Raw genomic sequence first — 13,009 nt, 5'->3', positions numbered from 1 at the left:
AATAAGTTAAAGAGATATAAAATACACTTCTGTGGGTCTGAATCGTGACGGATAAAGCATGCTGAGTATAGTCAGTTATTTCTAACGAGTTATTAAAGAAATTCTCTGTGCTATTTCTGAATACATCAGCTACGGGGGATAAATTTCAGGCGTATGAAGGCGGAGAGAGAAAGACACTGGGGTATAGATATAAAATTTTGGTTGTCTGGTTAGCAATGCCTATCAGAAATTTACGCGAAAGGGTTCTAAATTATTCACTGGCATTGACCATTCGGCTTCGGTAAAACTGAGTCACCTTTTTTTACCGGTAAGTAACGGATGCGCTTAAACCTTGATGTACTGCTGATTCTCGATGCGTTAGATACCCACGGATCTTTCGCCACCGCCGCAGAGTCGTTGTATAAGACTCCGGCCGCCCTGAGCTATATGATCCAGAAGCTGGAAAGCGATCTGGAGATCACCCTGCTGGATCGCAGCGGTCATCGGGCGAAGTTTACCGATACCGGCAGAATGGTGCTGGAGAAGGGCCGTTTGCTGATCAACGCCGCAAAAGATCTGGAAAAACAGGCCGTGCAGATGGAGGCCGGCTGGGAGTGGGATCTGGATATCGCACTCGATGCCTCGTTCCCTTTTGAGCGCCTGCTGCCGTTGATCGACGCTTTTTACGCGGAAAATCCACAAACCCGGCTCAATTTTACCCACCATACCCTGGCCGGATCCTGGGAAGAGCTGACCCGCAATGGCGCGGATATTATTCTCGGCGCTATCAACGAACCGCCCACCTCCGCCGAATGGTCGTGGAAAATGGTCGGCGCGCTGGATAATGTCTTCGTTGTCGCTCCCGCTCACCCGCTCGCCGGGGCGACTCAGCCGCTCAACAACAAGCAGTTGAGCCTGCATCGCGCGGTGGTGATTAGCGACAGCGCCCGCTATTGCCATCCGCTCAACAGCAACCTCCTTGCTGAACAGCCGCAAATTCGCGTCGACGATTTTGCCAGTAAGGTAGCGCTGCTGCGCGCCGGACTGGGCTGCGGTTTTTTACCTCGTCATATTGCACAACCCTGGCTGGAAAGTGGAGAACTGATAGAAAAGCCGGTCCTCTCCTGCCGCGAGAAAGATCTCACCTATATCGCCTGGCGTAGCGATAACGACGGCCTTGCCCAGCGCTGGTGGCGGGAAGCGATTCTCCACGACCCGTTCCTGAACCAGCTCTACGCCTGACGGCTAAACCAGACGCTGGCGGAAATAGCAGCCAGGCTCAGCACGCCATTATGCAACGTGCCAGCGCCCTCTTTCACCTGCCATTCGCCAACGTCCAGCAGCGGTGAATCCTCGACAACCACTTCGCAGGCTTCTCCGCGGTTAATGGCGACCAGCACGCGCAACTGCTTATACACGCGAACAAATACCACCACGTTCTCCTCGGCATAAATCACCTGGCAGCCGCCATATCGCAATGCCTTACTGGCTTTACGCAGCTTCGCCATCCGCTTATACAACCCCAGCAGCGCAGTATCCTGCAGGGCGGGATCCCATGGGAAAGGTCTACGACAGAAGGGATCGTTGTTGCCATCGACGCCCACTTCATCACCGTAGTAAATACAGGGTACCCCCGGCCAGCAAAACAGCCACACCACCGCCAGCGGCAGGCGTGCGATATCTTTGCCCAGCAGCGATTTAAATCGCGCGGTATCGTGGCTATCCAGTTGGTTAAACATCCGCAACTGCTGTTGATGCGACAGACCGGCGCGATAGTCGTCCATCCAGGCGACACAAGTCTGCGCATCAATCTTCTGCGGGTCGTAAGAGATATCAGTATTGGCGAGGAACCCCCACAACGGGAAGGTAAAACCGCGATAGTTCATGGCGGCATCTTCAGCATCCGCCTGTAGCCACTGGCGGGCGTCGCCAAAATGTTCACCAAAGACAAAGGCATCGGGCTGCGTCTGCTTCGCCGCTTCGGTAATGCCGGCAATATGACGCAGGTTGTTGCGCGCCCCGCCGCCTTCACCCAGCATATGCACCACGTCCAGCCGCCAGCCGTCCATGCTCCACGGCGCTTTCAGCCAGTGGCGGACAATGCTGTCTTCTCCGGCGTAGATTTCATTCACCAAGCTCGCAGACTGGTAATCCAGCTTAGGCAGACTGGCGTAGCCCAGCCAGCAATGCGCTTCCCCTTCCGGCGAGAGGGTAAACCAGTCGCGCCACGGTGAATCGGCATAGTGACACGCCCCGTGGCTGGCGCGCTGGTGGCGGTCGAACCAGACGTGCGAATCGCCGGAATGGTTAAATACGCCGTCGAGAATCAAACGCATCCCTTCCCGCTGCGTGTTGTGGCGTAGACGCAGCAGCGCGCCGTCGCCGCCGAATTGCGGATCGACGCGGCGGTAATCTTCGGTATCGTATTTATGCACGCTGGGGGCGACAAATACCGGGTTCAGATAGAGCGCAGTCACGCCAAGCTGTTTGAGATACGGTAGCTTCTCGCTGATCCCATCCAGGTCGCCGCCATAAAATGTCGATCCGCCCGCTTCGCCGGTTAACGGCTCATCCCACGATTTCAGCACAATGTCGTGCCCGGCGGCATGATGATAATAGCGCCGATCCTGCTCCGCTTCTCGCGGCTCGCTGCGCGCAAAACGGTCAGGAAATATTTGATAAAAAATCTGATCGGCCACCCACTGCGGGCCGCTATCCGGCACATCGACGGCAAACTGTTCCAGGCGCGCCGGTGGGAAAGAGTTAAAGCCCAGCGCAGTGAACCAGCACTGACGATCGGCCCACAGCAACTTAAAACTGTAGCGTCGACGCGCCTGGCCGCTGGTAAGATTGATCTCGCCCCGCCATGCAACGACGCCCGGATGCGGCTCCTGGCGCAGTCGGTGCATCGGCAGCGAGAGCTCTTCATTATCTTCTTCCGCACGCAACGTCACCCGCTGCGGCAGGTCATCGCCGCAGAGCCATAAAGTGATAAAGAGTCGTTCCTGATGCTCCTTGATAAACGGAGCCACAGGCAGGTGCCATGCCTTCAACATCGTCATTCCTCTCTCTTTAGAATGGGCACACCTTGCCACAGCCTACAGACGTATAACTCATCATCACAGGAATTATTCGGGGAGGATAATGGGGGTGGAGAACGTGCCTGCCGGATCCGGCAGGCACGGGGAGGTGTTACTGTGCTTGCGCCAGTTGACGGTCGCGGCGAGTTTTCAACTTCCAGCCAGCCAGCAGCAGAACAATCCACGCGCAACCGACGTACAGCGAGATACGGGTATCCGGATGGTAGCCAATCAGCGCAATAATAAAAACGAGGAACACCAGGCCCACAGCAGTCGTGGCAATGCCACCCGGCACTTTAAACTTCAGCGCTTTCGCCTCTTCCGGCGACAGACGGCGGCGGAAAGCAATCTGCGACAGCAGGATCATGATCCACACCCAGACGGTGGCGAAGGTGGCCAGCGACGCAATCACCAGGAAGACGTTTTCCGGCATGATGTAGTTAAGATAGACCGCAAACAGCAGCGCAACGGTCATCACCATCACCGTCACCCACGGGATCCCGCGACGCGAGGTTTTGGCGAAAATCTTCGGCGCGCTGCCCTGTTCGGCCATCCCGTGCAGCATACGTCCGACGCCGAATACGTCGCTGTTAATCGCCGACAGCGAGGCGGTCAGCACCACAAAGTTAAGGATACTGGCGGCAAACGCGATACCCATGTGCTGGAAGGTCAGAACAAACGGGCTACCGTCAGTGCCCACCTGATTCCACGGATAAATGGACATAATCACGAACAGCGTACCCACATAGAACACCAGGATGCGCATCGGGACCGAGTTAATCGCGCGCGGAATGGATTTCTCCGGGTCTTTCGCCTCACCGGCGGTGATGCCGATGATCTCTATTCCGCCGTAGGCGAACATCACCATCTGTAGCGACATCACCATTCCCAGCCAGCCATTGCTAAAGAAGCCGCCGTTGCTCCACAGATTATGGATGCCGGTAGGCTGCCCGCCGTTACCGATACCCCAAATAATGATGCCGAAACCGGCAATAATCATGATGATGATGGTGGCAACTTTAAAGAACGAGAACCAGAACTCCAGCTCGCCGAAGACCTTCACGCTCATCAGATTGACGGCGCAGATAATCAGCACCACGCTGAGCACCCATATCCAGTGCGGTACCGTCGGAAACCAGACGCCCATATAAATCCCAAACGCCGTCACGTCGGCAATCGCGACAATCAGAATTTCAAAGCAGTAGGTCCAGCCGGTGATATAGCCCGCCAGCGGGCCGAGATAATCCTGGGCATAGCGTGAAAATGAGCTGGCGGCAGGGTTATGTACCGACATTTCGCCCAGCGCGCGCATAATGATATAGGCGGCCACGCCGCCAATGATGTAGGCCAGCAGAACGCTCGGGCCCGCCATTTTAATGGCGTCAGCTGAACCATAGAACAGGCCGGTACCAATTGCCGATCCCAGCGCCATAAAGCGGATATGCCGGGTACTTAGCCCGCGCTTAAGTTTGTTACTACTTTCCATCGTATTCCATGCCGTTTTTCTCTTCAGGCCTTCACCGGAGCAGGCCCCAAAAGAGGATTACCTAAAAAACAAAAAACCACGGGACCCAAAGTCCCGTGGCTTAACACTGATTAACACCGCCGGTTAATGCGCGCTGGAAGTGACCTGACGTCCTGCCGCGCGGTCCCAAATCACCGCCATAACCATCATCACTGCGGTAGGCATCAGCCAGGCAAGACCCTGTTCAGCCAGCGGCAGACGCGCGGTCCAGGCCGGTAACATGTCCGCGAACGCCGACGATTTAATACCGTCAATGATACCAAACATCAGGCTGATAAACATGGACGGCGCAATGACGCGGGACGAATTATGCCACCAGTTGCGGGTAAAACTTAAGACCACCAGCGCGATACAAGGCGGATAAATCGCCGTCAGTACCGGAATCGAAATCTGAATCAGATGGCTCAGACCCAGGTTGGAGACCGCCATCGAGAAAATACCGAGGATAAACACCAGCGAACGATAGGATAACGGCAGGTACTGCGCGAAGAACTCTGCGCAAGCGCAGGTCAGGCCCACCGCGGTCACCAGACAGGCGATGAAAATCAGCGCCGCCAGCATAAAGCTCCCCGCGCCCCCGAAGGTGTGCTGGACATAGGCATGCAGAATCGCCGCGCCGTTGGCGGATTGATCCACCAGCGTTGCGCTATCAGACCCGAGGCGGAACAGCGCCAGATACAGCAGCGTCAGCCCCACGCCGGCCATCAGCCCGGCCCAGACGGTGTAGCGAGTCAGCAGGCGCGCTTCACTTACGCCGCGGGAACGCGCGGCGTTAACAATGACGATACCGAATACCATGGCACCCAGCGTATCCATGGTCAGATAGCCGTTGACGAAACCGTTAGAGAACGGCGCGGTGCGGTAAGCTTCCAGCGCATTGCTGATTGGGCCAGCCGGCCAGATCATTGCCGCCACGGACAAAATGATCAGGGCGATAATTTTCAACGGAGCAAGGAAATTGCCCACGGTGTCCAGCAGTTTGCCCGGATAGAGCGAGACGAGGATCACCAGCGCGAAGTAGATCACGCTGTAAATCATCAGCGGCATCGCGCCGTCGCCGGTCAGCGGGGCAATCCCGACTTCAAAAGAGACCGTTGCGGTACGCGGCGTGGCAAAGAGCGGGCCAACGGCCAGGTAGCAGACCACGGCCAGCAGGATACCGGCAACTTTGCCGATCGGCGTACTCAAGCTTTCCACGCCGCCGCCGACTTTCGCCAGCGCCACAACCGTTAGCACCGGTAAACCCACGGCGGTAATCAGAAAGCCAATGGCGGCGGTCCAGACGTGTTCACCAGCCTGTAACCCCACCATCGGAGGGAAGATAATGTTGCCTGCGCCAACGAACAACGCGAAGGTCATAAAGCCCAACGCGATAATGTCGCGAGATTTTAACTGATGGGTCATAAATTCATTACTGCCTGTGGATGTGGTGTTGTTAACAAACGGAAAAAAACCGTGCCTTCCCTTGAGGAAGAATACAGCGGTGGTTGCCGGAAAAATCAGCGGGATATGCTCCCGAATACGCGTGGGAAAGAATTGTTTTTTGAATTTCCACGCAAAAACAGTCTGTCTGCGACTGCATGGGGGGCAATTTAAACGCTTATAACGTTTTAATGCAAGGCGGGATCGTAAAAGCAGATGATTATGCTAAGTCTATTTTATCTAGCGGAATTATTTACCATATCAATGGAAAACATCCGGCTAATCATGCGAACAAAAAAGCATCATGCGTTCATTAATTACGTGGCTAAAAAGTGGCTGCAAACGAAAATGACCAGCCGAAGCTGGTCATTGGCAAGTCAGGTTGACAATGGCGCGTTCAGGCGCTTTTTTTGGCAATTAAACGTTCCGGGAGTAAGAAGCTAAACCGCGTCCCTTTGCCTACCGTACTCTCAATGTCCAGGCGACTGTCGTGATGATTAACCGCATGTTTCACGATCGCCAGTCCAAGGCCACTGCCGCCGGTTTGCCGCGAACGCGCTTTATCCACGCGATAAAATCGCTCGGTCAGACGCGGAATGTGTTCAGGCGCAATCCCCGGACCATTATCCTCGACGCTGAACAATGCGCCATGCGGCACCCGCTGCCAGTTGACGGTAATCTCCGTTCCCGCTGGCGTATGGTTAATCGCGTTATACACCAGATTGGACATCGCGCTGCGCAACTGCTCTTCGTTGCCCAGTACCAGCAGCGTCTCATCGACGTGGAAGTGGATCGTCTGTTGCTGCTGGCTGAGCGTCTGGGCTTCTCGCTCCACCACCCGCAGCATCATCGGCACATCGATTTTGTCATTCATGACCAGCGTTGGCGCCGCTTCAATCCGCGACAGCGTCAGCAGCTGTTTGACTAACCCCTCCATGCGCTGGGTTTGCTCGCGCATCGTATGCAGCGCTTTTTCGCGCGTCCCCCCTTCCAGTACCTGCTCCTGCATCATCTCCAGATAGCCCTGCAGCACCGTTAACGGCGTGCGAAGCTCATGGCTGACGTTGGCAAAAAAGTTGCGCCGCGCGCCTTCCAGCTGGTGCATCTGCGTCACATCGCGCGCCACCATCAGCCACTGTTTATCGCTGTAGGGCATCATGCGGATCTCCAGGTGACGAGCAGTATTGAGGACCAGATTGAGCGGTTTTGAGAAATTCCTGTTTTTGAGGTAGTTGGCAAATTCAGGGTAGCGCAGGAGGTTGAGAATATTTTGTCCGCTGTCGTCCGGCCAGCGCAGATTCAGGATCTGCTGAGCCAGGCCATTACACCAGAAGATCGCCCCCTCCTCCGTCGTCAGCACCACCGCATCGGGTAAAGATTCAGCCCCGCTACGAAAGCGTTTGATCAGACTGCCCAGCTCGCGTCGGCGCTTTTTATTGCGCATCTGCATCTGGTGAAGGCCGTAGAGTAGCGGTTCCCAACTGCCTCGTCCCGGCGGGGGCGTCATGCTACGATCGACCCATAGCCACCATGACAGACGTAATAAATTCCAGAAATGCCAGATGAGAAGTCCGGTGACTGCCGCCAGCAAAAACCACGGCAGATACCCCACCACCGCCCCGAGAATCAGGGCCGGGATACAACATAAGAAAAGCTCAAGCGCCAGCGTTTTCCATGACAGCCGTTCCAGCACGGTTCACACTCCTGTCGAGATTCAGAAACGGGCGGAGAAACGATATCCCGTGCCGCGGACCGTTTGTACCATCCGGTCATGGCCGCTATGTTCCAGCGCTTTGCGCAGACGGCGAATATGCACATCTACCGTTCTGTCTTCTACATACACGTTCGTCCCCCAGACGTGATTCAGCAGCTGTTCGCGGCTGTAGACGCGTTCCGGGTGAGTCATAAAGAAGTGTAATAATTTAAACTCCGTCGGCCCCATATCCAGCGGACTTTCACCGGTCATCACGCGGTGAGAGGAAGGGTCCAGGCTGAGCCCTTGCATTTCAATCACTTCTTCCACTGCCATCGGCGAAATACGGCGCATCACCGCTTTGATACGCGCCACCAGCTCTTTCGGTGAAAAAGGCTTGGTGATGTAATCATCGGCACCGGTTTCCAGGCCTCGCACGCGATCCTCTTCTTCGCCACGAGCGGTGAGCATGACCACCGGAATATCGCGGGTCATCGCCTCACGCTTAAGCAGCTTGATAAACTGTAGACCCGATCCGCCCGGCAGCATCCAGTCGAGGAGAATCAAATCAGGCCAGGGTTCATTGAGTTGATTCACCGCACTGTCATAATCTTCCGCCTCGACGGGCTGAAAGCCGTTTTGCTCCAGAACAAAGCAGACCATTTCGCGGATTGGAGCTTCATCTTCAACGACCAGAATTCTTCTCGCCATTATTTACCCTGTATTTTTTAGCCATCAGTATAGAGTGCGGCGCCATTATGCGTCAGTTTTGTGACAGATTTATGAAGAAAATGACCGCCATATGATAGCGGATTTTTAATGATGACAAGGAGTAACAATCGATCCTGCAGGTGTTAAAGGGGCAACCTGCGGGATGACAGGTATATAATGCGCTAATGCTTTTTCGCCAGGGAATACTTATGCGCATCATCCACACCTCTGACTGGCACCTTGGCCAGAACTTTTACAGCAAGAGCCGCGCCGCCGAACACTCGGCCTTTCTCGACTGGCTGCTGACCAGCGCGCAGACGTACGAGGTCGATGCTATTATTGTCGCCGGAGACATCTTTGATACCGGATCGCCGCCAAGCTACGCCCGTGAGCTGTATAATCGCTTTGTGGTTCAGTTGCAGCAGACCGGTTGCCAGTTGGTGGTACTGGCGGGCAACCACGATTCAGTGGCGACGCTGAATGAATCCCGCGATATTCTGGCTTTTCTGAAAACCACAGTGGTGGCCAGCGCCGGCCATGCGCCCTTTATTCTGCCGCTACGCGACGGTACGCCGGGGGCGGTTTTTTGCCCGGTACCGTTCCTGCGTCCGCGTGAGCTGGTGACTAGCCAGGCCGGGCACTCCAGCGGCGAGAAGCAGCAGCAGTTACTCAATGCCATCAGCGACTACTACCAGCAGCAGTACCAGCAAGCCTGCGAACTGCGCGGCGACCAGATGCTGCCGATTATCGCCAGCGGCCATTTAACCACCGTCGGCGCCAGCAAAAGCGATGCGGTTCGCGATATTTACATCGGCACGCTGGACGCGTTTCCCGCCAGCCATTTCCCCCCCGTTGATTATATTGCTCTCGGCCATATTCACCGGGCGCAGAAGATCGGCGGCAGCGAGCATATTCGCTACAGCGGCTCGCCCATCGCCCTCAGCTTTGATGAGACGGGAAAAAGCAAAAGCGTCAATCTGGTGACCTTCGCCGACGGGCATCTGAGCGAGGTTCATCCTCTGACGGTGCCGGTGACGCAGCCGCTGGCAGTGTTGAAAGGCGATTTCTCTAGCATCAGCGAACAGCTCGACCAATGGCGAGATGCCCCGCAAGAACCGGTCGTCTGGCTGGATATTGAAATCACCAGTGACGAATATCTCCATGATATTCAGCGCAAAATTCAAGCCCAGACCGAAGATCTTCCGGTGGAAGTGCTCCTGGTTCGCCGCAGCCGTGCCCAACGTGAGCGCATCCTGGCAGGAGAGCGGCGAGAAACGCTGAGCGAACTGCAGGTCGAGGAAGTGTTTGAACGCCGTCTGGCGCAGGAAATGCTGGAAGAGGCGCAGCAGCAGCGCCTGAAGCAGTTGTTCAACGAAACGCTGCATAGTCTGAATGGTGAGGAGCACCTGTGAAAATTCTGAGTTTGCGCCTGAAAAATATCAACTCGTTAAAAGGCGAATGGAAAATCGACTTCACCGCTGAGCCGTTTGCCAGCAACGGGCTGTTTGCCATCACCGGCCCTACCGGCGCCGGGAAAACCACGCTACTGGATGCAATTTGCCTTGCGCTGTATCACGAAACGCCTCGTCTGAGCAGCGTGTCGCAATCGCAAAACGATCTGATGACCCGCGATACCGCCGAGTGCCTGGCGGAAGTGGAATTTGAGGTCAAAGGGACGGCCTATCGCGCCTTCTGGAGCCAGAACCGCGCCCGCAATCAGCCAGAGGGCAACCTGCAGGCCCCGCGCGTGGAGCTGGCTCGCTGCGATAATGGGCAAATCCTCGCCGATAAAGTCAAAGATAAGCTCGAACTTACCGCTTCGCTCAGCGGCCTGGATTACGGCCGTTTTACCCGCTCAATGCTCCTTTCTCAGGGCCAGTTCGCCGCGTTCCTCAACGCCAAACCGAAAGAACGCGCCGAGCTGCTTGAAGAGCTGACCGGCACCGAAATCTACGGCCAGATATCAGCGCAGGTGTTTGAAAAACATAAGCTCGCCCGCAACGAACTGGAGAAACTTCAGGCTCAGGCCTCCGGCGTTCTGCTTCTGAGCGATGAGCAGCAACAGGCGCTACAACAAAGTTTGCAAGCACTTACTGATGAAGAGCGACGACAGCTTACTGAGCAAACCCGCCTGCAGGCGACGCAGCAGTGGCTGCTGCGTCAGCAAGAGCTGAGCGCGGAAGCTTCGCAATCTCAGGTCCGGTTACAGGACGCTCAGCAGGCGCTGGAACAGGCCCAGCCGCAGCTTGCCGCCCTGCTCAATGCTCTGCCGGCTGAGCAGCTTCGCCCGCTGTGGACCCGGCAGCAGGAACAGACCGCCGCGCTGGCGCAAACCCACCGCCAGGCAGAGGAAGTAAATACTCGCTTACAGGACAGGCTGCGGCTGCGCGCCGCGATTCGCCTTGCCGCCAGCCAGCAGACGACACTCTTGCAGGATGCCCATCACGCTCTCAACCAGTGGCTTAAAGAACACGATCGCTATCGCCAGTGGGGAAACGCGCTGGCAGGATGGCGAGCCGCCTTTCAGCAGCAGGCGCGCGATGAACAACAGCACAACGTCGTGCAACAGAGCCTGAAGGAAACCGTTCGCAAGCTGGCGGAGCTGCCGCCTGCGGCGTTGACGCTGGATGCCGGACAGGTCGCCGCCAGCCTGGCGCAACATACCGCCGCCCGCCCGTTGCGGCAGCAGCTTTCAACGCTGCATAGCCGCCTGTTGCCGCTTCGCCAGCGCCAGCAGCAGTTGCAAACAACGGAGCTGGCCCGCCGCGAGGAGCAGAAAAAGCTGGAAACAACGCTGGCTCAGCGTCGCCTGGCATACAAAGAAAAACAGCAGCAATTCAGCGATGTGAAAGCTATTTGTGAGCTGGAAGCGCGCATTGTCGGGCTGGAAGAAGAGCGTACTCGCCTGCAGCCCGGCGCCCCTTGTCCGCTCTGTGGTTCCAGCGAACACCCGGCGGTCGCGCAATACCGGGCGCTGGAACCCGGTGTGAACCAGGCCCGCCGGGATAGTCTGGAGCGTGAAGTTAGACAGCTGGCAGAAGAAGGCGCCCAGCTGCGCGGCCAGCTTGAGGCACTGCTTAAACAACAGGTTAAAGAGAAAGAAGAGCTGGACTCACTCCTCCAGCAGGAGCAAGTGCTCACCTCGCAGTGGCAGACAACCGTCAGCGGACTGCATTGCGAACTGCAGCCGCAGGATGATATTCCCGGCTGGCTAGCGGCCCAGCAAGAGAACGAACAGCAGCTGTATCAGCACCAGCAGCGACTGGCCTGGCAGGCCCAACAGCAGGCGGGCGAGCAACAGCTTCGACAGCTCCGGCAGGAGCAGGAACAGCGTCGCGCGCAGTTGGCGGCGGAACTCTCTCCCTTCGCGCTCAGCCTTCCGCAGGCCGAACGGACGGCAGAATGGCTGGAGCAGCGGGAAGCCGAGACTCGCCTGTGGCAGGAAAAACAGAACCAATCCGTCGCGCTTCAGGAACAGCTTCAACAGCTGACACCGCTGCTGGAAACACTTCCGCAGACAGAGTCGGAGCCCCTTTCGCAGACAGACGGGGTTGCCTCTCCGGCGCCGCTGACGGGCTGGCGTCAGGTGCATGACGACTGCCTGGCATTGCAAAGCCAGTGGTGGACGCTGAACCAGCAGGAAAGCCAGCAGCAGCAAGCGCTACGGGAGACGCAAGCGCAGTTCTCTGCCGCACTCTCCCGCAGCCCGTTTGTCGACCAGCAGGTCTTTCTCGCGGCCCTGCTCGATGAAGAGACGCACCAGCGGTTGGAGCGGCTCAAACAGACGCTGGAAAATGCCATACAGCAAAATAGCGCCCTGGCGCTACGCGCCCGCGATGCGCTCACCCGGCATCAGCAACAACCGCCAGCAGATGTCGATCTCACCCAGTCGCTGGAGCAGGTCCAGGCCCGCCTGCTACAGCTGGCGCCGCAGCTGCGAGAAAACAGCGCTCGCCAGGGAGAGATCCGCCAACAGCTGAAACAGAACGCCGGGAACCAGCAACGCCAGCAGGCACTGCATCAGGAAATCGCGCTCGCCGGGCAGCAGCTCGAGGACTGGGCATGGCTTAATTCACTGATCGGTTCTAAAGAAGGCGATAAGTTCCGTAAATTCGCCCAGGGGCTAACGCTGGATAACCTGGTCTGGCTGGCGAACCATCAGCTCAATCGCCTGCACGGGCGCTATCAACTCCAGCGCAAGACCAGCGAAGCGCTGGAGCTGGAAGTGGTTGATACCTGGCAGGCGGATGCGGTACGCGATACCCGAACCCTTTCCGGCGGTGAAAGCTTCCTGGTCAGTCTCGCGCTGGCGCTGGCGCTGTCCGATCTGGTAAGCCACAAAACGCGCATTGATTCGTTGTTCCTTGATGAAGGGTTCGGCACGCTCGATAGCGAAACGCTGGATACTGCGCTGGATGCGCTCGACGCCCTGAATGCCAGCGGTAAGGTGATCGGCGTAATAAGCCACGTTGAAGCAATGAAAGAGCGCATTCCTGTGCAGATCAAAGTGAAAAAAATCAACGGTCTTGGCTACAGCCGGCTGGATAAAATCTTTTCTGTCGACTAATCCGTCAGCCACTCCCCGTTGCACCGGCTGAC

8 protein-coding genes are annotated in these 13,009 nt (G+C 56.8%); 3 read left to right on the top strand and 5 right to left on the bottom strand.

From position 1 onward, the window contains the following. Positions 1-318 precede the first annotated feature (318 nt). The gene (locus ACZAHD_RS17795) at positions 319-1,221 is read left to right on the top strand and encodes a LysR substrate-binding domain-containing protein (protein ID WP_462457958.1); all 903 of its coding nucleotides are present in this window, start codon (positions 319-321) and stop codon (positions 1,219-1,221) included. Here ACZAHD_RS17795 and malZ read toward each other — a convergent pair. From malZ to phoB, 5 genes are all read right to left on the bottom strand, one after another. After that, entirely contained in the window at positions 1,212-3,035 is a 1,824-nt protein-coding gene (gene malZ / locus ACZAHD_RS17790) for a maltodextrin glucosidase (RefSeq protein ID WP_462457957.1), read from the bottom strand. The two genes, ACZAHD_RS17795 and malZ, sit on opposite strands and share 10 nt — an antisense overlap. Before the next feature lie 136 nt (positions 3,036-3,171). Continuing rightward, positions 3,172-4,545, bottom strand: a complete 1,374-nt coding sequence (proY, locus tag ACZAHD_RS17785; protein ID WP_462457956.1) for a proline-specific permease ProY — start codon at positions 4,543-4,545, stop codon at positions 3,172-3,174. Positions 4,546-4,668: 123 nt separating this feature from the next. Further along, complete coding sequence (brnQ, locus tag ACZAHD_RS17780) at positions 4,669-5,988, bottom strand: branched-chain amino acid transporter carrier protein BrnQ (RefSeq protein WP_462457955.1); 1,320 nt, start codon at positions 5,986-5,988, stop codon at positions 4,669-4,671. Positions 5,989-6,403: 415 nt separating this feature from the next. After that, on the bottom strand, positions 6,404-7,699 hold the full coding sequence (gene phoR, locus ACZAHD_RS17775) for a phosphate regulon sensor histidine kinase PhoR (protein WP_462457954.1): 1,296 nt from the start codon (positions 7,697-7,699) through the stop codon (positions 6,404-6,406). A gap of 21 nt (positions 7,700-7,720) precedes the next feature. Further along, positions 7,721-8,410 (bottom strand): phosphate response regulator transcription factor PhoB, encoded by a 690-nt coding sequence (phoB, locus tag ACZAHD_RS17770; RefSeq protein WP_004204861.1) that lies wholly within the window; start codon positions 8,408-8,410, stop codon positions 7,721-7,723. Positions 8,411-8,619: 209 nt separating this feature from the next. Here phoB and sbcD point away from each other — a divergent pair, with 209 nt between their 5' ends. Together sbcD and sbcC are read left to right on the top strand one after the other, a co-directional pair. Further along, a complete protein-coding gene (gene sbcD / locus ACZAHD_RS17765) occupies positions 8,620-9,822 on the top strand; it encodes an exonuclease subunit SbcD (protein WP_462457953.1) in 1,203 nt (400 codons plus the stop codon). Further along, positions 9,819-12,977, top strand: a complete 3,159-nt coding sequence (gene sbcC / locus ACZAHD_RS17760; protein WP_462457952.1) for an exonuclease subunit SbcC — start codon at positions 9,819-9,821, stop codon at positions 12,975-12,977. The genes sbcD and sbcC overlap by 4 nt, the downstream gene beginning before the upstream one ends. The last annotated feature ends 32 nt before the right edge of the window (positions 12,978-13,009 follow it).

Source organism: Raoultella sp. (genome assembly GCF_039594335.1).
Classification (GTDB): domain Bacteria; phylum Pseudomonadota; class Gammaproteobacteria; order Enterobacterales; family Enterobacteriaceae; genus Klebsiella.
Note: the sequence above shows the minus strand (reverse complement) of the source record. Positions and strands in the feature narration are given on the sequence as shown.